This is a genomic window from Streptomyces sp. NBC_00154 (genome assembly GCF_026342835.1).
Lineage (GTDB): Bacteria > Actinomycetota > Actinomycetes > Streptomycetales > Streptomycetaceae > Streptomyces.
Window position 1 is genome coordinate 3,387,736 of sequence record NZ_JAPEMI010000001.1, and the last position, 20,415, is coordinate 3,408,150.

At 71.3% G+C, this 20,415-nt stretch carries 19 protein-coding genes and 2 pseudogenes; 8 read left to right on the top strand and 13 right to left on the bottom strand.

Going from position 1 to position 20,415, the window contains the following annotated elements:
- Positions 1–191 precede the first annotated feature (191 nt).
- The 7 genes from OHA03_RS15230 to mshD all read right to left on the bottom strand — a co-directional run bounded on the left by OHA03_RS15230 (position 192) and on the right by mshD (position 7,487).
- Positions 192–605, bottom strand: a complete 414-nt coding sequence (locus tag OHA03_RS15230; protein ID WP_267004393.1) for an NUDIX hydrolase — start codon at positions 603–605, stop codon at positions 192–194.
- Complete coding sequence (locus OHA03_RS15235) at positions 602–1,648, bottom strand: CHAD domain-containing protein (RefSeq protein ID WP_267004394.1); 1,047 nt, start codon at positions 1,646–1,648, stop codon at positions 602–604. Before OHA03_RS15235 ends, OHA03_RS15230 begins: the two co-directional genes overlap by 4 nt.
- Entirely contained in the window at positions 1,635–3,881 is a 2,247-nt protein-coding gene (locus tag OHA03_RS15240; protein WP_267004395.1) for an RNA degradosome polyphosphate kinase, read from the bottom strand. Before OHA03_RS15240 ends, OHA03_RS15235 begins: the two co-directional genes overlap by 14 nt.
- A gap of 261 nt (positions 3,882–4,142) precedes the next feature.
- A complete protein-coding gene (locus OHA03_RS15245; protein ID WP_267004396.1) occupies positions 4,143–5,135 on the bottom strand; it encodes an ABC transporter permease in 993 nt (330 codons plus the stop codon).
- Complete coding sequence (locus OHA03_RS15250; RefSeq protein WP_267004397.1) at positions 5,132–6,028, bottom strand: ABC transporter ATP-binding protein; 897 nt, start codon at positions 6,026–6,028, stop codon at positions 5,132–5,134. The genes OHA03_RS15245 and OHA03_RS15250 overlap by 4 nt, the downstream gene beginning before the upstream one ends.
- The gene (locus tag OHA03_RS15255) at positions 6,025–6,432 is read right to left on the bottom strand and encodes a GntR family transcriptional regulator (protein WP_030925008.1); all 408 of its coding nucleotides are present in this window, start codon (positions 6,430–6,432) and stop codon (positions 6,025–6,027) included. The genes OHA03_RS15250 and OHA03_RS15255 overlap by 4 nt, the downstream gene beginning before the upstream one ends.
- A 131-nt stretch (positions 6,433–6,563) precedes the next feature.
- The gene (mshD, locus tag OHA03_RS15260) at positions 6,564–7,487 is read right to left on the bottom strand and encodes a mycothiol synthase (RefSeq protein WP_267004398.1); all 924 of its coding nucleotides are present in this window, start codon (positions 7,485–7,487) and stop codon (positions 6,564–6,566) included.
- 233 nt (positions 7,488–7,720) lie between these two features.
- On the opposite strand from mshD, the gene OHA03_RS15265 reads away from it, so the two are divergent.
- From OHA03_RS15265 to OHA03_RS15280, 4 genes and pseudogenes are all read left to right on the top strand, one after another.
- Entirely contained in the window at positions 7,721–9,550 is a 1,830-nt protein-coding gene (locus tag OHA03_RS15265) for a bifunctional UDP-sugar hydrolase/5'-nucleotidase (RefSeq protein ID WP_267004399.1), read from the top strand.
- A gap of 95 nt (positions 9,551–9,645) precedes the next feature.
- Complete coding sequence (locus OHA03_RS15270; RefSeq protein ID WP_037822716.1) at positions 9,646–10,077, top strand: DUF302 domain-containing protein; 432 nt, start codon at positions 9,646–9,648, stop codon at positions 10,075–10,077.
- Positions 10,078–10,179: 102 nt separating this feature from the next.
- A pseudogene (locus tag OHA03_RS15275) lies at positions 10,180–10,430 on the top strand (phospholipase); the annotation flags it as partial.
- Positions 10,431–10,731: 301 nt separating this feature from the next.
- Positions 10,732–11,001: pseudogene (locus OHA03_RS15280) on the top strand (phospholipase); the annotation flags it as partial.
- Between the two features lie 18 nt (positions 11,002–11,019).
- Here OHA03_RS15280 and OHA03_RS15285 read toward each other — a convergent pair.
- From OHA03_RS15285 to OHA03_RS15310, 6 genes are all read right to left on the bottom strand, one after another.
- The gene (locus tag OHA03_RS15285) at positions 11,020–12,375 is read right to left on the bottom strand and encodes a cell wall metabolism sensor histidine kinase WalK (protein ID WP_267008058.1); all 1,356 of its coding nucleotides are present in this window, start codon (positions 12,373–12,375) and stop codon (positions 11,020–11,022) included.
- A 50-nt stretch (positions 12,376–12,425) separates the two neighbouring features.
- On the bottom strand, positions 12,426–13,157 hold the full coding sequence (locus OHA03_RS15290; RefSeq protein WP_267004400.1) for a response regulator transcription factor: 732 nt from the start codon (positions 13,155–13,157) through the stop codon (positions 12,426–12,428).
- Between the two features lie 39 nt (positions 13,158–13,196).
- Positions 13,197–13,352 (bottom strand): hypothetical protein, encoded by a 156-nt coding sequence (locus OHA03_RS15295; RefSeq protein ID WP_267004401.1) that lies wholly within the window; start codon positions 13,350–13,352, stop codon positions 13,197–13,199.
- Positions 13,353–13,363: 11 nt separating this feature from the next.
- Positions 13,364–14,485, bottom strand: a complete 1,122-nt coding sequence (locus OHA03_RS15300; RefSeq protein ID WP_267004402.1) for a S1C family serine protease — start codon at positions 14,483–14,485, stop codon at positions 13,364–13,366.
- 118 nt (positions 14,486–14,603) lie between these two features.
- Positions 14,604–15,650 (bottom strand): LacI family DNA-binding transcriptional regulator, encoded by a 1,047-nt coding sequence (locus tag OHA03_RS15305; RefSeq protein ID WP_030925025.1) that lies wholly within the window; start codon positions 15,648–15,650, stop codon positions 14,604–14,606.
- 24 nt (positions 15,651–15,674) lie between these two features.
- A complete protein-coding gene (locus tag OHA03_RS15310; RefSeq protein WP_267004403.1) occupies positions 15,675–16,490 on the bottom strand; it encodes a response regulator transcription factor in 816 nt (271 codons plus the stop codon).
- A 306-nt stretch (positions 16,491–16,796) separates the two neighbouring features.
- On the opposite strand from OHA03_RS15310, the gene OHA03_RS15315 reads away from it, so the two are divergent.
- From OHA03_RS15315 to OHA03_RS15330, 4 genes are all read left to right on the top strand, one after another.
- Complete coding sequence (locus tag OHA03_RS15315) at positions 16,797–17,690, top strand: S9 family peptidase (protein WP_267004404.1); 894 nt, start codon at positions 16,797–16,799, stop codon at positions 17,688–17,690.
- 41 nt (positions 17,691–17,731) lie between these two features.
- On the top strand, positions 17,732–17,986 hold the full coding sequence (locus OHA03_RS15320; RefSeq protein WP_267004405.1) for a MoaD/ThiS family protein: 255 nt from the start codon (positions 17,732–17,734) through the stop codon (positions 17,984–17,986).
- A 10-nt stretch (positions 17,987–17,996) separates the two neighbouring features.
- Positions 17,997–19,274: a hypothetical protein gene (locus tag OHA03_RS15325; protein WP_267004406.1), complete on the top strand. Its 1,278-nt coding sequence runs from the start codon at positions 17,997–17,999 to the stop codon at positions 19,272–19,274.
- Between the two features lie 183 nt (positions 19,275–19,457).
- The gene (locus OHA03_RS15330) at positions 19,458–20,147 is read left to right on the top strand and encodes a DUF2993 domain-containing protein (protein WP_267004407.1); all 690 of its coding nucleotides are present in this window, start codon (positions 19,458–19,460) and stop codon (positions 20,145–20,147) included.
- Positions 20,148–20,415 lie beyond the last annotated feature (268 nt).

A 20,415-nucleotide genomic window follows, 5' to 3' on the forward strand; every position in this document is an offset into this window, starting at 1 on the left:
GTGAACCGTGGCGGGCGGTGCGGTGCGGCACTCGCCGAGCGGTCGTGGGGCGTGCGCGGAGCGTGTGGTTACCGGGGGTTGGTGGCCCCTCTGCCGTCAATCGCCGGGTGGCTCAAAAGTGCCGTCGATCGCCGGGCGGGCTCGCATTCGCCGGGCGGTGCCGAAGTGCGCCGGACTGGCTCGAAAACGCCCTATGCCGTCGGCAGGGCGGTCAGCATCGCGTCCAGCAAGGCGCGGTCGCGGGGCTGGGTGAGGCGGGTGCGGGCCGCTTCCGGGGAGAGCCAGAGGATGCGGTCGACCTCGTCTCCCGGGACGAACGCGCCCTCCGTCGCCTCGGCCGCCCAGTACGTGACTTCCTTGGGACGGCCGTTCGCGACGTACCGGACGGTGGGCAGCGGGGCACCCGGTATGCAGTGGTGCCCGGTCTCCTCAAGGACCTCGCGCAGGGCGGCGTCCCTCGCCGGCTCGCCGCGCTTGAGCTTGCCCTTCGGGTGCGACCAGTCGTCGTAGCGGGGCCGGTGGACCAGACAGATCTCCAGCTCTCCGGAGTGCGGCGCCCGGCGCCACAGCACGCACCCCGCGGCCTGCACGGTGGTGCCGGTCATGGCGCGGTCACGGCCGCCGCGTACGGCCAGGTCTCCCGGAACACCCCGCGGGCCGCCTCCACCTCGTGCCGCTGGTCGGCGTGGAGCACCCCCAGGGCGTACGCCGTGGCCGGCGCGATCCGGGGTGTGCGGGCCGCCGATGCCGCCGCCGCTGCCGCCTCCGCCGCGTCCCGGTGCAGGTCGAGGGCGTGCCCCGGCGCGGCCAGGACAGGGTCGGGGGCGCCGCGTACCACCTCGTGGGCGTACCGGTGCAGTCGCAGCAGAAGGCGGGTCTGGTGCCAGGGCGCGTCGTACGCCTCGTTGTACGGCTCGACCGCGTCGTCCGACGGGAGCGCGGCCACCGCGCCGAGCAGCCGCTGTTCGGCACGGTCGGCGGGCCCGTGCAGCATCTCGACGGCCGGGGCGTCGGCCGCGGCGGAGAGCGGGACCTCGGAGGCGAGCAGGGCGACGGCGTCGGCGACCGCGTGGAACCGGGACGAGCCGAGCGCCTGGAGCGCCGCCGAGTGCGCGCGGGTCCTGGCGAGGGTCAGCTGCCGCTCCAGCAGCGCCCCGGCCCGCGCCGCGCCGACGTCCAGCGCGGCACGTTCCTTGGCGTGGACGACGGCCTGCTGGGCGGACTCGTGCTGGGCGGCATCGGCATCGCGGGGTGCGGTGCCCGTGGCCTTCGTCCGGGCCGCGGGCAGCGCGGTGCCCGACAGGGCGTGCAGCGCATCGAGGAGCCGGGTGAGCCGGGTCGCGTACGCGTGCTCGCGGGCCAGGGTGCCGGAGAGCCAGGCCAGTTCCGTACGGAGCTGTTCGGCCCAGCCCGGTTCGAGTGCCGAGCGGAAGGTGTGCAGGGTGCCGCTGATGCGGCGGGCCGACCGGCGTAGGGCGCCGGCGGCCTCTTCGGCGGCGAGTGTCCCGGCGTCCGTGGGTGCGCTGTTCTCGTGGTGCAGCCGCAGGCTCCGCAGGAAGTCCGCGGCCTGTTCCTGCAGGTAGGGGCCGAGGACCGCGCCCGCGGACACGTCCGTCCGGGTCGTCGTCTGGTGGTCAGGGCGTCGCACGCCGGCGCCTCCGGGCGTCAATGAGCATTTCCTGTACGTGCCGCAGCGGCTGGCCGTCCGCGTCCGTGGCGTGCCGGGTCCAGTTCCCGTCGGGACCGAGGTGCCAGGAGGAGGTGGTGTCGGCCATACCTGTCTCCAGGAGCCGGCTGAGCGCGACGCGGTGGGCGGGGTCGGTGACGCGGACCAGTGCTTCGATCCGGCGGTCGAGGTTGCGGTGCATCATGTCGGCGCTCCCGAACCACACTTCGGGTTCGCCGCCGTTGCCGAACGAGAAGACCCGGGAGTGCTCGAGGAAGCGGCCCAGTATCGAGCGGACCCGGATGTTCTCGGAGAGACCGGGGACGCCGGGGCGGATCGCGCAGATGCCGCGTACCCAGATGTCCACCGGCACGCCCGCCTGGGCGGCCCGGTAGCAGGCGTCGATGATCGCCTCGTCGACCATCGAGTTGACCTTGAAGCGTACGTAGGCGGGGCGCCCGGCCCGCTGGTGCGCGATCTCCTTGTTTATGCGGGAGATCAGCCCGTCGCGCAGGGACTTCGGGGCGACGAGCAGCCGGCGGTACGTCTCGCGGCGGGAGTAGCCGGAGAGCCGGTTGAAGAGGTCGGAGAGGTCCGCCCCGACCTGCGGGTCCGCGGTCAGCAGGCCGAGGTCCTCGTACAACCGCGCCGTCTTCGGGTGGTAGTTGCCGGTGCCGACGTGCGAGTAGCGGCGCAGCGTGTCGCCCTCCTGGCGGACCACGAGCGAGAGCTTGCAGTGGGTCTTCAGCCCGACGAGGCCGTAGACGACATGGCAGCCGGCCTCCTCCAGCTTGCGCGCCCACTTGATGTTGGCCTGCTCGTCGAAGCGGGCCTTGATCTCGACGAGTACGAGGACCTGCTTGCCGGACTCGGCGGCGTCGATCAGCGCGTCGACTATCGGCGAGTCGCCCGAGGTCCGGTACAGCGTCTGCTTGATCGCGAGCACGTCCGGGTCGCCCGCCGCCTGCTCCAGGAACGCCTGGACGGAGGTGGAGAACGAGTCGTACGGGTGGTGCAGCAGCACATCGCGTTCGCGCAGCGCGGCGAAGATGTCGGGTGCGGAGGCGGACTCGACCTCGGCGAGGTCGCGGTGGGTGCCCGCGATGAACTTGGGGAACTTCAGCTCCGGCCGGTCCAGCGACGCTATGCCGAACAGCCCGGTGAGGTCGAGCGGTCCGGGCAGCGGGTAGACCTCGGCGTCGGACACCTTGAGCTCGCGGACCAGCAGGTCCAGGACGTACGGGTCGATGGACTCCTCGACCTCCAGGCGCACCGGCGGGCCGAAACGGCGCCGCATGAGCTCCTTCTCCAGGGCCTTGAGGAGGTTCTCGGCGTCGTCCTCCTCGACCTCCAGGTCCTCGTTTCGGGTGACCCGGAACATGTGGTGGGCAAGGACCTCCATGCCCGGGAAGAGCTCTTCCAGATGCGCGGCGATGATGTCCTCGATGGGGACGTACCGCTGCGGAGACGCCTCCAGGAACCGGGTCAGCAGCGGCGGCACCTTGACGCGGGCGAAGTGCCTGTGGCCGCTGACCGGGTTGCGTACGACGACCGCGAGGTTGAGCGAGAGGCCCGAGATGTACGGGAACGGGTGCGCCGGGTCGACGGCCAGCGGCGTCAGTACGGGGAAGACCCGCTGCCGGAAGAAGGTGAACAGGCGGGCCTGCTCCTTCTCGGTCAGCTCCGGCCAGCGGATCAGCTGGATGCCCTCGTCAGAAAGTGCGGGCGCGATGTCCTGCTGGTAGCAGGCGGCGTGCCGGGCCATGAGCTCGCGCGACCGGGTCCAGATCAGGTCGAGGACCTCGCGGGGCTGCAGACCGGAGGCGGAACGGGTGGCGACACCGGTGGCGATACGGCGCTTGAGACCCGCAACCCGGACCATGAAGAACTCGTCCAGGTTGGAAGCGAAGATGGCGAGGAAATTCGCCCGTTCGAGGAGGGGCGTAGCAGGGTCCTCGGCCAGTTCCAGTACGCGTTCGTTGAACGCGAGCCAACTGCGCTCCCGGTCCAGGAACCGGCCATGGGGCAGCTCGTCGCCGTCGACATCGGGTTCGTACGCATCCGCGTCGGCGTCGAGATCCGGATCGAGGTCGGCGGCGGTGGAAATACCGCCGTTCGCCGACGCGACGGCATGCGGGCGGTGCGCGGCGAGAGAGCCGATGGACGGCTGCGCGGCGGGCTGGACCGGGACCTCGGAGCTGGGGTGCTGGCTCATGGCCCTATTGTTCCGCGCGGAAGGCCCGTGGGGCGCGTCGGACAGTGCGGAGATCGCGGGAATCGCACGGTCTCCGCCGGGATTTCTCCCGTTGCGGGGGGTCGGCACAGCTGGCTGCATCCTGAGAGGGTCGCAAGCGCGTCTGAATGGCCGGTAACGGCGACATGACGTGCAGGAAGCGGTGTGCGGGTGCGCAGTTGCGGCGACGGGGCGCCTGTGCGGGGCCCGGACCGCCCCCTGTGCGGCCCGGACCGGGGCGGATCAGCCGTGGCGGCGGCGCAGCACGCGGAAGGCGAGGGCGACGGCAGCGGCGGCGAGGACGAGCAGGATGCCGGTCTCGACCAGTTGGAGCGGCCAGAAGTGCGAGGCGGGGTGGTAGTCGACGAAGTCCGTGATGCCGCCCCGGTTGCGCAGGCAGCTTGTGAAGGACTCCGCCGAGCCGGCCGGGATGCAATCCTTCGAGTAGATCTCGTTGCCTGAGGCGGTGAGCATGCCCGACTCGGTGTACCAGGCGTCACCGCCCGGGTAGTCGCCACCGAGGGCGCGGACGGTCGGCCAGAGCTCGTAGCGGCGCTTGCCGAGCCCCAGCATGACCGTGCCCAGGACGAGGGCCGTGAGGCTCATGGACAGGACGGTACGGCGTACCACCACGGCGCACAGGGCGCCGACGGCCACGGCCAGCAGCGCGTATCCGACCGCGGTCGGGCCGAGGGCGGGGTGGATACCGTTCTGGAACCAGCTCAGTCCGGAGGCGTGCGGGTTGCTTTTTATGCCCGACCAGCCCCATCGGTAGACGAGGACCAGAACGGACATCCCGGCGGTCGCCAGGGCCGCAGGCAGGGCGAGCCGGACCGCCAGCCACTGGGCCGGGGAGGCCGACTGGGCCCAGGCGAGCCGGAACGTACCGCTCTCCAGCTCGCGGGCGATCAGCGGTCCCGCGACGAAGACGCCGATGAGCCCGGCGAGCAGCAGGACAGCGGTACCGCCGTCCGCCAGATAGGTCTCGGTGGCTGTGCGGGCGTAGGTGGGCAGGTAGGAGCCGTCGCCGCAGCGGGTGGTGTCGCCGTCGGCGCAGAGTTCGGCCGAGCTCGCGGCCGCGACCCAGATCCGGAGCCCGACCACGATGGCGATGCCCAGCACCAGGAGTGCGCCGGCCGCCCACACGGAACGGCGGTGCTGGCGGAGGAGGACGCGGACGGGGCCCTGCCACCCGGCGGCGGGTGCGACGGGCGTACGCAGACCGATGGTGCTCATACGGCAGCCACCTCCCTGCCGGCCTCGGCACTCGGCATCAGCAGCGCAGGTGCCTCCCGCGACCGCAGATGCGCCAGCAGCAACTCCTCGAGCGACGGTTCCGCGATCTCCCAGGCCGAGTCGTCCACCGGGCCCTCCCTCCGTACCAGTGCGGTCAGCTGCCGTCCCGTCGTGCGGGACTCGACGACGGTGTGCGGTGCCAGGTCCCGTACCGGACCCGTCAGCAGGGCGTGCGCGGCGAGGATGTCCTCCGTCTCGCCGCCGAGGCGGACCCGGCCGCCGTCGACGAACAGGAGGTAGTCGCAGGCGCCCTCCAGCTCGGCGAGGATGTGCGAGGACATCACGATGGTGGTCGCGTGCTCGGCCGCCTCCGCCATCAGGACGCCCATCAGCTGGTGGCGGGCGAGCGGGTCGAGGTCGGCCATCGGCTCGTCGAGCAGCAGCAGTTCGGCGCGCTTGCCGAGTGCGAGGGCGAGCGCCAGGCGGGTGCGCTGTCCGCCGGAGAGCGTACGGACCCTGGCGTCCTTGGGCAGGTCCCCGATGACGCGCTCGGCCGTGGCCCGGTCCCAGGTGGCGGGGTTCAGCTCGGCGCCCGCCCAGAGCGTCTCGGCGACCGTCAACTGCGGGTACAGCGGCTTGTCCTGGGCCACGAACGCCATCCGGGACCGCGCCTCGGCGGGCGTGGTGCCCAGGATCCGGACCGTTCCCTCGACCGGCCGCAGGAACCCGGCGGCGAGGGCGAGCAGGGTGGACTTGCCTGCGCCGTTGGGCCCGACGAGCGCGCACACGCGTCCCGTGGGCAGCCGGAACGAGCAGTCGCGCAGCGCCCACCCCCCGGCCCTGCCCCGGTACTTCATGCCGAGGCCGTTCGCCTCGATCGCAGCGCCTGTCATGTGTGGCTGTCCCCCTTGAACGTGCTGTCCAGTACGGCGGTGAAGAGCGCGTTCATGTCGTCGCGTTCCAGTCCCGCCTCCCGCGCTCGGCGGGCCCAGTCGGTGAGTTCCCCCCGCAGGGGCGTGTCCGTGGTGGCCGTGGAGCCGAGGGTCCGGCGCACGAACGTGCCGAGCCCGCGCCGGGCCTCGACGAGACCTTCGCGCTCCAGCTCGCGGTAGGCCTTGAGCACGGTGTTCGGGTTGATGGCGGTGGCCTCGACGACCTCGCGTGCGGTGGGCAGCCGGTCGCCGGGCTCCAGCAGGCCGAGGCGGAGGGCCTGTTTGGTCTGCTGGACGATCTGGAGGTACGTGGCGACGCCGCTGCGCCGGTCGATGCGGAACTCGACCGCTGCGGACTCTGCCATGTTCACCCCTTTCACTAATTGAGTAGTGAAAGGGTGTCGGAAAGAAGGGGCGACGTCAAGCGACGCCGCCCCGGAGAGAGCTGTGCCGCCCAGGACTCCGGGCCGGCTGCTCAGGACTCCGTACCGGCTGCTCAGGACTCCGTGCGGTACATCAGGTCCACCTCGTGGGTGGCGAAGCCCATCCGTTCGTACACCGTCAGGGCCGCCTTGTTGTCCGCGTCGACGTAGAGCATCGCGGTCGGCAGCCCCTCGGCGGCGAGATGGCGCAGCCCGATCGCGGTCAGCGCCTTGCCGAGGCCGCCGCCCTGCGCGTCGGGCCGGATGCCGAGGACGTACACCTCGCCGAGCTGCTCCTCGGCGTGCACCTTCGTCCAGTGGAAGCCGATCAGCTCGCCGCCGCGCTCGGCCAGGAAGAAGCCCTTCGGGTCGAACCACGGCTCGGCCTTGCGGTCGTCCAGGTCGCGCTGGGTGAGCGCCCCCTGCTCGGGGTGGTGGGCGAAGGCGGCACTGTTCACCGCGAGCCAGGCGGCGTCGTCCTGGCCGGGCACGAAGGTGCGGACGGTGACGCCCGGCGGCAGCACGGGCTCCGCCATGTCCAGCGGGCTCAAGGTGCGGCGCAGCTGACGCAGTTCACGGAAGAGCGAGAGGCCGAGGACCTGGGCGAGGTGGCGCGCCGCGGACTTCCCGCCGTGCGCCCAGACGCGCAGCCGCTTCCCGGTCGCGGCGAGCAGCGCGGCGCCCAGCGCCCGCCCGTGCCCCTGGCCGCGGTGCGCGGGGTGCACGACCAGCTCGGCGGCCGGCGCCTCGACGGGGTCGGTGTCCTCCAGCTGCGCGTACCCGACGAGGGTGCCCGAGCTGGTGAGCAGAAGGTGCCGCACACCCTCCCGGCGCCCGCCCCTGAGCTGCAGCCGGCCCTGCTCGGAGACCGCGGGCCTGCCGTCGGCGCGGGTCGCTTCGTCGAGCAGATCGAGGACGGCTCCGGCCTGGTCGGCAGAGAGCACGTCGAGCGTCCGGATCTCACGCCCGGGGGCGGGGAGGGGTACATCAGTCGTCATGCGTACGAGCGTACGGCGGGGCGAGGCCGTGAGGGGGGCAGTGAGGTGTCGCGGGGCTCGGCCATTGCCGTGACGTTTTCGACCGGATAGGTGCGAGATGCGGTCGGTGCGGGGGAGTTGATCCCCTTACCGACCACATGGCAACCGGTTCGTAACGCGAAACACCTGTCGCGCTACGCGCGTTGACTCTAGGCTGCGGGCCGAACCCTCCCGCTGAACTCACAAGGGGACCGATGTCAGCGACACCGCAGAAGAACCGTGCGTCACGGCGGGTGCTCGCCGCCGCGGCCGGGCTGGCCACCGTCGGCGCGCTCGTCGCGGCGATGCCGGCCGGCGCCCAGGACCGCGGTCACGGGCACCACACGCCGGCCCGCACCGTCGACGTGCAGCTGCTGTCCTTCAACGACCTGCACGGCAACCTGGAGCCGCCGGCCGGTTCGGCCGGCAACGTCACCGAGACGCAGGCCGACGGCACGACGAAGACGATCCCGGCCGGTGGTGTCGAGTACCTCGCCTCCTCGCTGCGCACCGCGCGCAAGGGCCACCCGTACTCCATCACCGCGGCCGGCGGCGACATGGTGGGCGCGAGCCCGCTGCTGTCCGGGCTCTTCCACGACGAGCCGACCATCGAGGCGCTCAACAAGATCGACCTCGATGTGACGACCGTCGGCAACCACGAGTTCGACGAGGGGGCCGTCGAGCTGGCCCGCCTCCAGAACGGCGGCTGCCACCCGGTCGAGGGGTGTTACGAGAAGGACAGGACGTTCCAGGGCGCGGACTTCCCGTACCTCGCCGCCAATGTGACGGACGAGAAGACCGGCAAGCCGATCCTCAAGCCGTACACGGTGTGGAAGAAGAACGGCGTCAAGATCGGCTTCATCGGGGTGACCCTGGAGGGCACGCCGAACATCGTCACCGCCAACGGCGTCAAGGGCCTGAAGTTCCACGACGAGATCGAGACGGTCAACAAGTACGCCAAGGAGCTCGACCGGCAGGGCGTGAAGTCCATCGTCGCGCTCATCCACGAGGGCGGGGCCCCGGCCTCCTCCTCGTACAACTACAACTGCGACAGCCCCGGCGCCGGTGACGGCATCTCGGGGCCGATCGTGGACATCGCCAAGGGCATCAGCCCGAAGGTCGACGCGCTGGTCACGGGCCACACGCACCAGGCGTACGTGTGCACCGTGCCGGACCCGGCGGGCAACCCGCGCCTGGTCACCTCGGCATCGTCGTTCGGCAAGCTGTACACGGACACGACCCTCACGTACGACCGTCGCACCAAGGACATCGTGCGTACGTCGGTGAAGTCGTCGAGCTCCTCGAACCCGACCTCGGCGAACCACGTCGTCACCCGGGACCAGCCCAAGGCCACCGACATGACGGCCCTGATCGCCCGCTGGAACACCCTCGCGGCTCCCGTCGCGAGCAAGCCGCAGGGCTTCATCAGCGCCGACATCAACGGCCGAGGTTCCACTGCCCCCGAGAAGCCGCTCGGCAACCTGATCGCCGATGCGCAGCTGGAGGGCCTGGCCCCGGCGGACAAGGGCGGGGCGGTCGTCGCCTTCATGAACCCGGGCGGCATCCGCGCGGACCTGGTGTACAAGTCGACCGGCAGTGACGGCGACGGGGTGGTGACGTACGGCGAGTCGTTCACCGTGCAGCCCTTCACCAACATGATGAATGTCGTCGACCTGACCGGCGCCCAGCTGATCAGCGCGCTCCAGCAGCAGGTCAGCGGCGCCAACGAGGCCAGCCCGAAGATCCTTCAGGTGTCCAAGGGCCTCACGTACACCCTCGACATGACGAAGACGGGCGCGGCCCGCGTCGTCGTCGACACGATCAAGCTGAACGGTGCGGCGATCGACCCGGCCAAGACGTACCGCGTCGCGATGAACGAGTTCCTCGCGGGCGGCGGCGACGGCTTCGCGGCGCTCGGACAGGGCACCAACAAGCTGGTCGGCGCATCCGACCTGGACCTGTTCAACGCGTATCTGGCGGCGCACTCGTCGGCCACGGCGCCGCTGGCTCCGCCGGCCACGGACCGGATCACGGTCATTCAGTAGCTCCGGCGATCGAGTGAGCGGGGCGGTGGGCCATCCGGCCCACCGCCCCGCTGTCGTCACGGGTTCGGGACCGGGCCTCGCCTAGTGTCGGAAACATGACTGCAGAAGCCGAAGCAGATGCAGACGACGGCCTGGTCACCGTCGCCTGCAACGGGTCCGTCCGCGAAACGATCGACCGGCTCCAGGAGGCGATCACCGCCTCGGGCTTCCAGGTGTTCGCACGGATCGACCATGCGGACCATGCCGCCCGCATCGGCCTGGAACTCCGGCCGACCGAGCTGCTCATCTTCGGCAAGCCGGAGGGTGGCACGCAGCTGATGCAGGACCGGCAGACCGCCGGGATCGACCTCCCGTCGAAGGCGCTGGCCTGGCAGGATGCCGCCGGCGACACCTGGGTGACGTGCAACGACGCCTCATGGCTCGCCGCCCGCCACGGCCTGGGACCGGCGAGCGAAGCGGGCGTCGCCGCGGTGGAGGCGAGCACGGTGGCGGCGGTACGCCAGGCGACGGGCCCGGCCACGGTCTAGGGACGGCCGGGCCCCCGTCCCGGCGATGCGGCCCCGTCCCGTTATGGCGTGTACCCGTCACACTTCGAAGGCCGGCCCCCCACAGCCGACGGAGGCACTCGCATGAGCACCCGCAGAACCTTCTTACCCGGCGCACTCGCCCTCTCCGCCACTGCTCTCGTCGGGACGGACCCCGCGACCGCCGCAGCCCGCCGTACGGCTCTCACCACGCAGGACTGGATGCCCGGCCTCGCCGACGCCACCCCCGTACAGCGCCTGACCATTCCCGGAACGCACGACACCGGCGCCCGCTACACGGCCCGTGGACCGAGTGCCAGAACGCCACCGTCGCCGAACAGCTCAGCGCAGGAATACCCCGAGGAGAGCGAAGCGGAGGTCCGCCAGATCTTCGACGTCTACGTCGACACCACTGCTCGCTGCTCGTTCGGAGGGAGGCCTGCGGCAAGGCTGCGCTTCTCGCTGATAACAGCAGAGTGCCCGGGGGTGTGTTACCTCGCCCCGGGCTCTGCATCTCGTCGTCGACGACACAACACATCCAGGACGACTACGTGACTCCTCCCCCTCGTAAACGAGGCGGCTTCTCACGTGACCCCGCGGGTCACGTGACGGCCAAGCCCTGACCGCTGCCGAAGCAGGAGAGTCCCGCGCAAAAGTATGGCGGAGCCGTTCGCCAAGTACCCGAAGATCGAGTCCCAGTTCCGCAAGGCCGCGCAGCAGCCCGGGAACCTGTTCATGAACTACGTGAGCATGGCGGCCCTGATGCCGCCCCGCTGGAACGCGGACCGGCTCGACCTGCAGGTGCAGTCGTTCCTCGACGGCTCCGAGGCGTCCGGCTGGACCGGGCTCGGGATCGTCCCGCTGGACTTCCCCGCCACCCGGCCCGGCCTGGTCGCATCACTGATCGGGCACAACCCCGGGGCCTGAGCGGTCGCAGGGGGTGGCTCAGGAGGACGCCGGCGGCGGCTGCGGTGCGCCCGGCAGGCGGATCGAGGCCTCCGTGCCACCGGTCGGCGCTGGGCGCAGGACGATCTCGCCGCCCGCCTGCTGGACCGTGCGCGCCACGATCGACAGGCCCAGCCCCGAGCCCGGCAGCTGGCGGGCGGACGGCGAGCGCCAGAAGCGTTCGAAGACGTACGGGAGTTCGTCTTCGGGGATGCCCGGGCCCTGGTCCGCCACGGTCAGTTCCCCGCCGTGCAGGGCCACGGCGATCGTGCCGTGCTGCGGGCTGAACTTCACGGCGTTGTCGAGGACGTTGACGACGGCCCGCTCCAGCGCCCCCGGCTCGGCCCGTACGTACCAGGGTTCGAGGTCCGCGGTGATGGTCAGTTCCGGGCCGCGGAGCCGTGCCCGCTCCAGCGCGGCCGAGGCGATGTCGTGCAGGCCGACGACCTGGAGCGGGCCGGGCTGGGCCGCGTCCGGGCGGGCCAGTTCCTGCAGGTCGCCGATGAGCGACGCCAGCTCGGTCATCTGGGCCGTGACCGACTTCATCAGCGCCCTGCGGTCGTCCGGCGGGATCGGCCGGCCGGTCTCCTCGCTGCGGGCGAGCAGTTCCACGTTCGTACGCAACGAGGTCAGCGGCGTGCGCAGCTCGTGCCCGGCGTCCGCGATCAGCTGGGCCTGCCGGTCGCGGGAGGTGGCGAGGGCGGCAGTCATCGAGTTGAAGGAGCGGGACAGCCGGGCGATCTCGTCCTCGCCCTCGACCGGGATGCGGAGTGTGAGGTCCTCGGTGCGGGCGACATGCTCGACGGCCTCGGTGAGCTTGTCGACGGGGCGCAGGCCGGTGCGGGCGACCCACAGCCCGGCGGCGCCCGCGCCGATGACACCGATGCCGGAGACGGAGAGGAGGACGAGCGCCAGCTGGTCGAGGGGGTCGGTGACCTGTTTCATGGGCAGGGCCACGGATACGGCGAGCCCGGGCTGACTTCCCGGACCGTGAACGGTCGAGGTGTAGACGCGCATCTCGGTGCCGTCCTTCGCCTCGGTGGTGTGCACCGCGTCGGTCCGCACCCCGGCGGCTACAGCCCGGTCGGCGAGCTGCACCGGGATCGGGGACTTCTCCGGCTGGGTGCAGGGCGTCGTACTCGTCGCCAGCACCAGCTGGAGCGTGTAGGGCGTGGGCAGGATCCGGACTCCGTCCGGCTCGGCGCAGGCCCGCGTGAGAACGTCGACGTCGGCCCCACTGGGACGGACCTGTTGCAGGCTCGAGTCGAGCTGCTCGATCAGCCGGTCCCGCGTGGTCAGCCAGCAGGCCAGGGCCACCGCCGCCACCGCGACCGCCACGGCGGTCGCGACCAGCATCGCCAGCCGGGAGCGCAGCGGCAGCGCGCGGAACCACCGCAACGGGCCCGTCACCCGTCACCCCCGCCGGCCCGCAGCGCGTACCCGACGCCCCGCACCGTGTGCACGAGCCGCGGTTCACCGCCCGCTTCCGTCTTGCGGCGCAGGTACATCACGTACACGTCCAGGGAGTTGGAGCTCGGTTCGAAGTCGAAGCCCCAGACCGCCTTCAGGATCTGCTCGCGGGTCAGCACCTGCCGCGGGTGGGCCAGGAACATCTCCAGCAGGGTGAATTCGGTCCGGGTCAGCTCGACGCGGCGCGAGCCGCGGGTGACCTCGCGGGTGGCGAGGTCCATCCGCAGATCGGCGAAGGACAGTACATTGTCGTCGGGGACGTCGCCGCCCGCCGCGGCCGCGTACGAACTGCGGCGCAGCAGGGCCCGGATGCGGGCGAAGAGCTCGTCCAGTTCGAAGGGCTTGACCAGATAGTCGTCGGCGCCGGCGTCGAGCCCGGTGACGCGGTCGCCGACCGTGTCGCGGGCGGTGAGCATCAGGATGGGTGTGGTGGCGCCGGTGGAACGGATGCGGCGGGCGGCGGTCAGGCCGTCCATCCGCGGCATCTGGATGTCGAGGACGATCAGATCGGGGGCGTACGACTCCGCCTTGGCCAGCGCGTCGATTCCGTCGACGGCGACCAGCGTGCCGTATCCCTCGAAGGCGAGACTGCGCTGCAGGGCCTCGCGCACGGCCGGCTCGTCGTCGACGATCAGGATGCGCTGCGGATCGTCTTCGGCGGGACTCATCGCTCGTCGTCCTCTTCTCTCTGCTCTGCCGGGGTGCCTTCAGCCTGTCACGGCCGTGGCGCGGCGTCGCGCGGCCCGGCGCCTGCGGCCGGTGGTGACCGTGGTGGTCGCACGGAGCTCCGGGGCGCGCCGGGCCGTCGCGAGCGGCAGCGCCAGGTCCGCCGGGCCGGTGGGGGTGTCGGACGGGTGGTTCATGGCTGATCTCCTCAGGAGCTGTTGCCGGCCCGCAGTGTGTCCAGGTCGGCCTTGAGCGTGTTCACCGGGATGGCGAAGCCGAGACCGACGCTGCCCGCGCCGGAGCTGCTCGATCCGCCGGACGAACTCGCGGAGTACATCGCGGAGTTGATGCCGACGATCTCGCCGTTCATGTTGATGAGCGCACCGCCGGAGTTGCCGGGGTTGAGCGAGGCGTCGGTCTGGATGGCCTTGTACGTGGTGGTGGAGTTGCCGGTGTCGCCGTTGAACTGCTGTCCGCCGAACTCGAACGGCCAGTCACTGCCGCCGCCCTGCTGCCCCTGCCCCTGACCGCCCTCACTGTCCTTGGCGACGGTGACATCACGGTTCAGCGCGGAGACGATGCCGCTGGTGACGGTGCCGGTGAGGCCCTCGGGCGAGCCGATCGCGACGACCTGGTCGCCGACCTTGATCCCGGAGGAGTCGCCGAGCGTGGCCGTCTTCAGCCCGCTGGCGCCTTCCAGATCGATCAGCGCCAGGTCCTTGTCGGCGTCGGTGCCGACGACCTTCGCGGTGTACGTCCTGCCGGTGCTCAGCGTCACCTTGATCGACGAGGCGCCCGCGATGACGTGGTTGTTGGTGACGATCTCGCCGTCGGACGTGATGATCACGCCGGAGCCGGTGGACTCGCCCGCGGTCGACGTCGCACCGATCTCGACGATCGTCGGCGACACCGCCTTCGCGACACCGGCGACGGTGCCGGTGCTGGTCTGCGAGACGGTCGTGCCGCTGACCACCGAGCTGCTGTCGGTGCCGCTGGAACCGGTGCCGGTGAACTGACCGACGGCGGTGGCGGTGACACCGCCGACGACCGCCGCCGCGACGGCCACGGCCGCCAGCAGGGCGACCGGCCGCTTGGCCCGGCGCTTGTGCCCGGAGGGCTGGGGGGCGAGCTGCGGCAGCCCCTGACCGAAGCTGCCGTAGCCGTCGCCACCACCGTGGGCGCCTCCGCTGCCGGGCCACACGGTCGTTCCGGGGCCCGTGGAGATCGGCTGCGCGGGCTGGTGCGCAGGCGGCGGCGGGTAGGCCGCGTCGCCGTTGCCGTACGAGGGGTACATCGGGTACTCGCCGCTCGGGCGCTGGCTCTCAGTCATGTCCCCGACTGTGTCCAGCGAACATGAGAGAAGCCTGAGCACGTCCTGAGAAGCCCGACAGAACCTCGTATGCCCGATATAAAGACAGGCGTCATAAAGGCCGTACAGGCGTCGCCGCCTACCGCCCCTGACCGGCCGCCGGCTCCCCGCACCCGCACGACCGCCGCACCACCAGCGCCGACGGGAACTGCTTGAGCCGCTCCCGCCGGGACCCCGACACCCGCAGCGAGTCGTCGAGCACCAGGTCCACCGCGGCCCGTGCCATCGCCGGGCGGTCCGAAGAGATCGTGGTCAGCGGCGGATCGGTCAGACCCGCTTCCTTCACGTCGTCGAAGCCCGCCACCGCGAGCTCCCCGGGCACATCGATCCGCAGTTCGCGCGCGGCCCGCAGCACCCCGATGGCCTGGTCGTCCGTCGAGCAGAAGATCGCCGGCGGGCGGTCCGGGCCGGCGAGCAGCCCGAGCGCCACCCGGTAGGCGTCGTAACGGTTGTACGGGGCCTGGAAGAGCCGGCCCTCCGTCGACCGTCCCGACTCGTGCATCGCCCGCCGCCAGCCCTCGACGTGGTCGGCGACCGGGTCGCCGACCGCCGGGGTCGTCTCCATGCCGCCGAGGCACGCCACGTACGCGTTGCCGTGTTCGAGCAGGTGCCGGGTGGCCAGCTGCGCGCCGCCGATGTCGTCCGTGACGACCGCGACGTCGTCGATTGCCTCCGGCCGCTCGTGCAGCAGCACGACCCGCGCGTCCCACGCCTCTATCTCGGCCGCCGCCCGCTCGCTGGGGCCCTGGCTGACCAGGATCAGCCCGGAGACCCGCATTCCGAGGAAGGCCCGCAGGTAATGGACCTCGCGTTCGTCGCGGTAGTCGGAGTTGCCGACGAGGACCATTTTGCCGCGCTCGGCCGCGGCCTGTTCGACCGCGTGCGCCATCTCTGCGAAGAACGGCTGCCGGGCGTCCGGAACGATCATTCCTATGAGATCGGTCCGCCGCGAAGCCATCGCCTGCGCGACCCGGTCGGGCCGGTAACCCAGCTCTTTGATCGCGCCGAGTACCCGCTCGCGCGTGGCCGGGGCGACCGGCCGGGGTCCGTTGTTGATGACGTAGCTGACGACCGCGGTCGACGTCCCCGCCAGTCTCGCCACATCGTCCCGCGTCACCTTGGCCACGCGCGGCAGTCTACGCGGATGGAACTACCTCTTGGCAGGCCGGACCGGGGCTTCTTCCGTGACCTCGGCTACCTCCGAGTGCTCCGGACGGGTGACGGGTTCGGCCGGTGCGGCCGCCGCAGTCCTCTCCGCCGCCTGGGCCTTGGCCTCGCCGCCCGCACGCTCCACCTTTTCCGGTGCGACGAAGCGGTAGCCGACGTTGCGGACCGTGCCGATCAGCGACTCGTGCTCGGGGCCGAGCTTGGCGCGCAGCCGCCGGACATGGACGTCGACCGTCCGCGTACCGCCGAAGTAGTCGTAGCCCCAGACCTCCTGGAGCAGCTGGGCGCGGGTGAAGACCCGGCCCGGGTGCTGCGCGAGGTACTTGAGGAGTTCGAATTCCTTGAAGGTCAGGTCGAGGACCCGGCCCTTCAGCTTCGCGCTGTACGTCGCCTCGTCGACCGACAGGTCGCCGTTGCGGATCTCCATCGGGGAGTCGTCGGAGGTGAGCTGCTGCCGGCCGGTGGCGAGCCGCAGCCGGGCCTCCACCTCGGCCGGTCCCGCCGTGTCCAGCAGCACGTCGTCGATGCCCCAGTCGGCGGTGACGGCCGCGAGGCCGCCCTCCGTCACGACGAGGATCAGCGGGCAGCCCGGTCCGGTGGACCGCAGCAGCTGGCACAGCGACCGCACCTGCGGCAGGTCGCGGCGGCCGTCCACCAGGATGACGTCGGCACCGGGGGTGTCGACGAGAGCGGGTCCTTCGGCGGGGGCCACCCGCACGCTGTGCAGAAGCAGACCGAGGGCGGGAAGCACCTCCGTCGACGGCTGGAGGGCATTCGTCAGAAGCAGCAGTGAACTCATCGCCGCCCACCTGCCCGGGTCGTCGGTCGATGATCGTGCACGGTTTGCTCGCCTTGCTCGCCCATTACGTCGGTCCTCCTCGTTCCCTGCGAGAGGGGCACTCCCGGGCGGGGCCCGGGGGAGTATGCGGCACTTCTTCGTACGGTTCGGTGCGGCCGTACGACATCTGTCATACGGGTTTTACGGTGCGGCCCCACGCCCTGGGACCGCTGAGCTTGTCGAAACGTCGTCGTAACAACGCGCGGAAAGCACAAAAGGACCCGGGGGCTGCATTGCCCGGATCCTCTTCCCAGCAGAATAGCCCACATGAGTTCTGTGTCCGAGAGTTCGTTTCGGAGTTCTTCTGTTTGCTTGATCACGCCGGGAGCCCGGCGTACGACATTGCGGACGGATGACGGGCTGTCGATCGAGGCGGTGTACGAACCGTGTACGGCCGGTGCCGGACCTGCCGCCGACCCGGCCGCCGCCGATACGGCGATCGTGGTCGCGCACGGTTTCACCGGATCGGTGGACCGGCCCGCCGTGCGGCGCGCGGCGGGTGTGTTTTCCCAGCGTGCGGCCGTGGTCACGTTCTCCTTCCGGGGGCACGGAGGGTCCGGCGGGCGGTCGACGGTGGGCGACCGCGAGGTGCTGGACCTGGCCGCCGCGGTGGCCTGGGCGCGCTCCCTCGGGCACCGCCGGGTGGTTACGGTCGGATTCTCGATGGGTGGTTCTGTAGTGCTTCGGCACGGCGCGCTGTATACGGCACCGGGCACGACTGCGGCCACGGAACAGCTGCCCCGCATGGTTCCCGCGCACAGGGGGCGCACAGAAGCGCACGCGGATGCAGTGGTTGCTGTGAGTGCTCCCGCCCGTTGGTACTACCGGGGTACGGCTCCGATGCGACGTCTGCACTGGGTGGTGACCCGGCCCACCGGCCGGCTGGTCGGCCGGTACGGCTTCCGCACGCGGATCGACCACAAGGAGTGGAACCCTATGCCGCTCTCCCCGGTCGATTCGGTCCCGCTCATCGCCCCGGCTCCGCTGCTGATCGTGCACGGCGACAAGGACCCGTACTTCCCGCTCGACCACCCGAGAATGCTGGTGGACGCGGCACAGGGCGGCGCCGAGCTGTGGTTGGAGCGGGGCATGGGGCATGCCGAGAACGCAGCGGACGAGAACTTGCTCACCCGTATCGCGGACTGGTCGGTCGCCGCGTGATTCATGATGGACAGCTGACGCGAGACGAAGGGAGCGCCGCCATGCCAGCGGGAACGATCCGCTACTGGGCCGCAGCCAAGGCGGCCGCCGGAACCGCGGAGGAGCCGTACGCGGCTGCGACGCTCGCCGAGGCGCTCGACGCGGTGCGTGAGCGGCACCCCGGTGAGCTCACCCGAGTGCTGCAACGATGCTCGTTCCTGATCGACGGTGACCCCGTCGGGACCCGCGGCCATGAGACCGTACGCCTTGCCGAGGGCGGCACGGTCGAGGTGCTCCCGCCGTTCGCAGGAGGGTGAACCGCAGAACATGACCAGCAGCGATCAGCAGCAGCCGTACGGACAGGAGTCCGGGGCCGGGTACGGGCACGCGTACGGACAGGGGCAGGGGCCGCAGACGTACGGCGAGCAGTCGTACGGGCAGCAGGCCCCGTACGACCCGGACAACCAGGCGTTCCAGGACCCCGGTGCCACGCAGACGTGGGAGGGGCAGACCTGGGACACCCAGTACCAGCCGACCGTCCGGCCCGCACAGCACCAGCCGCAGTACCAGCAGCCGCCGTACGACCAGCAGCAGTACGAGCAGCCGTATGCCCAGCAGCACTACGAGCAGCCGTACCCGGTCCGGCCGGCGCAGCCGCAGCAGCCGGTCGCCACGGCCGCCGCCGACGCCCGTCCCACTCCGCAGGGCGCCTCGGGCTCGTATCCGCTGCCCCCCGAGGCCCCGGCCGTCGCGGTTGCCGAGGCGGCCGCGGCCGATGTCACCCCGGACACCGCGGCGGGGCCCGACACCTCCGGTTACAGCGCGCCCACCACTCTGGGCAACAGCCGTGTCACCGATGCCCAGCGCGCCCGCGCCGAGGGCCGTTCGCCGATCATCGCGCCGGGCATGCAGCCGGCCGCGATCACCGCGGGTCTCGGGCTGCTGCTCGCCCTCGGGGCCGCGATCGGGCAGTACGCCCTGTTCGTGCCGCTGGTGCTGCTCCAGGCCGTGACCGCGGCGGGCTGGTTCCGGCTGAACGGCATGTGGCCGGCCCGGCAGGGCATCGCACTCGCCTTCGCCGGTGGGTTCGTCGCCGATGTCGTGCTGCTCGCCGCAGGGCGGGCCAACGCCCCTGCGGCGATCCTCGGCACCCTCGGCATCTGGGTGCTGCTCACCGTCGTCCTCCAGCTCCGCAGCCACGCGGGCGCCGACGAGCGGATGTACGGGCTGATGGCCACCGTCGCCTCGGCGGCCCTGGCGATCCTCGCCGCCGGGCATCTCGCGGCGGTGCCGGACGCGGTGACGGTGGGCGGTGCGGCCGTCGCGGTCGCCGTGCTCGCCCGCGCGCTGCCGCTGCCCGGGCCGGTCTCGGTCGTGCTGGCGCTGCTCGTCGCCGCGGGCGCCGGTGCCGCGGCAGGCGGGCTCACGGACCTCGGTGCGAAGGGTGCCCTCCTCGGGCTCGCGGCCGGCGGCTGCGCGCTGATCGGGCTGCGGGTGGCCAGCTATGACTACCCGTCACGTTTTGTGCACATGACCGCCGGCGTGGCGCTGCCGCTGACCGCAGCGGCGCCCGCCGTCTATCTGATCGGCCGGGCCCTCTCCTGACCCGGCACGACCCCTGCGCCCCACACGCCCCGGCGTGTCCCGGGCCGGTACCTGTGTATCGGCCCGGGAACCGGGGAGGGACCCGGCTCGTCGATCACCCCGGGGGTGCCGTGCAGCCGCAGTAGGCTCACGGACACCAGGCGGGTCCGGCCGGATCGGATGCAGGGTGGGGGAAGAACAAGCATGCGCGCACTGCGAATACTGCTGGTCATGGTGGTGGTGCTGGGCGGCATCTTCATCGCCGTCGACCGGGCGGCGGTGTACTTCGCCGAGTCGGAGGCCGAGGGCAGGGTCGAGATCAGCGGCTCCACGGTCGACTCGACGGACATCTCCATCAAGGGTTTCCCGTTTCTGACGCAGGTCGCCGGATCCGCGCTCGACGAGGTCGACATCAAGCTCACCGGCATCGAGACCGACGCCGGCGGCCGCAGGATCCGGATCAGCGAGATGAACGCCGAACTCCACGACGTCACGCTGGCCGACGGCTTCTCCAGCGCCACCGCCGCCCGGGCCACCGGCACGGCGACCGTCTCGTACGAGGACCTGACGCACGCGGCCGACGACGGAGTCGTCGTCCAGTACGGCGGCAACGGCAAGGTGAAGGTGACCGGCGCCGTCGAGATCCTCGGCCGCACGCTCACGCGCAGCGTGACCTCCACCGTCACCCTGGTCGACGGCCACACCATCCGGGTGCACGCGGACAAGGTGCCGGGTGAAGGCATCCCCGGCCTCGAGGGCCTGGTGCGCAGGAAGACCGACTTCGAGCGGGAGATCGGGGCCCTGCCGAACGGCCTGAAGCTGCAGAGGATCGAGCCTACGAAGAACGGCCTGGAGATCTCCGTGACGGGTTCGGACATCCCGCTCGGCGGATAGGCGGTCCGATACGTAAGGCGTGCCGCGGCTGGGCAGGAGCCCAGACAGTCGCTGCGCCACATAATGAGACGGACGCGTCCGACCCGTAGATGACCGAGGGGCCCGATCGGCCCCGGTCCGGTTCGCGCGGCGCGGCAAGCTTGCTCTCGTCCCGCATTGTGGACGATCGTGTCTCAATATACGACACAACGGTGACATGCCCGCCCGTACGTCCCTACGATCGGACCCATGAAGCGACAGGCGGATCTCACGAAGCGGCGGGCAGTAG

Coding starts and splice junctions, on each gene's coding strand:
- OHA03_RS15330 (WP_267004407.1), top strand. CDS start 19,458: ATGCGCGCACTGCGAATACTGCTGGTCATGGTGGTGGTGCTGGGCGGC.
- OHA03_RS15320 (WP_267004405.1), top strand. CDS start 17,732: ATGCCAGCGGGAACGATCCGCTACTGGGCCGCAGCCAAGGCGGCCGCC.
- OHA03_RS15255 (WP_030925008.1), bottom strand. CDS start 6,432: ATGGCAGAGTCCGCAGCGGTCGAGTTCCGCATCGACCGGCGCAGCGGC.
- OHA03_RS15285 (WP_267008058.1), bottom strand. CDS start 12,375: ATGCTGGTCGCGACCGCCGTGGCGGTCGCGGTGGCGGCGGTGGCCCTG.
- OHA03_RS15315 (WP_267004404.1), top strand. CDS start 16,797: ATGAGTTCTGTGTCCGAGAGTTCGTTTCGGAGTTCTTCTGTTTGCTTG.
- OHA03_RS15325 (WP_267004406.1), top strand. CDS start 17,997: ATGACCAGCAGCGATCAGCAGCAGCCGTACGGACAGGAGTCCGGGGCC.
- OHA03_RS15250 (WP_267004397.1), bottom strand. CDS start 6,028: ATGACAGGCGCTGCGATCGAGGCGAACGGCCTCGGCATGAAGTACCGG.
- OHA03_RS15230 (WP_267004393.1), bottom strand. CDS start 605: ATGACCGGCACCACCGTGCAGGCCGCGGGGTGCGTGCTGTGGCGCCGG.
- OHA03_RS15300 (WP_267004402.1), bottom strand. CDS start 14,485: ATGACTGAGAGCCAGCGCCCGAGCGGCGAGTACCCGATGTACCCCTCG.
- OHA03_RS15295 (WP_267004401.1), bottom strand. CDS start 13,352: ATGAACCACCCGTCCGACACCCCCACCGGCCCGGCGGACCTGGCGCTG.
- OHA03_RS15270 (WP_037822716.1), top strand. CDS start 9,646: ATGACTGCAGAAGCCGAAGCAGATGCAGACGACGGCCTGGTCACCGTC.
- OHA03_RS15240 (WP_267004395.1), bottom strand. CDS start 3,881: ATGAGCCAGCACCCCAGCTCCGAGGTCCCGGTCCAGCCCGCCGCGCAG.
- OHA03_RS15290 (WP_267004400.1), bottom strand. CDS start 13,157: ATGAGTCCCGCCGAAGACGATCCGCAGCGCATCCTGATCGTCGACGAC.
- mshD (WP_267004398.1), bottom strand. CDS start 7,487: ATGACGACTGATGTACCCCTCCCCGCCCCCGGGCGTGAGATCCGGACG.
- OHA03_RS15310 (WP_267004403.1), bottom strand. CDS start 16,490: ATGAGTTCACTGCTGCTTCTGACGAATGCCCTCCAGCCGTCGACGGAG.
- OHA03_RS15245 (WP_267004396.1), bottom strand. CDS start 5,135: ATGAGCACCATCGGTCTGCGTACGCCCGTCGCACCCGCCGCCGGGTGG.
- OHA03_RS15265 (WP_267004399.1), top strand. CDS start 7,721: ATGTCAGCGACACCGCAGAAGAACCGTGCGTCACGGCGGGTGCTCGCC.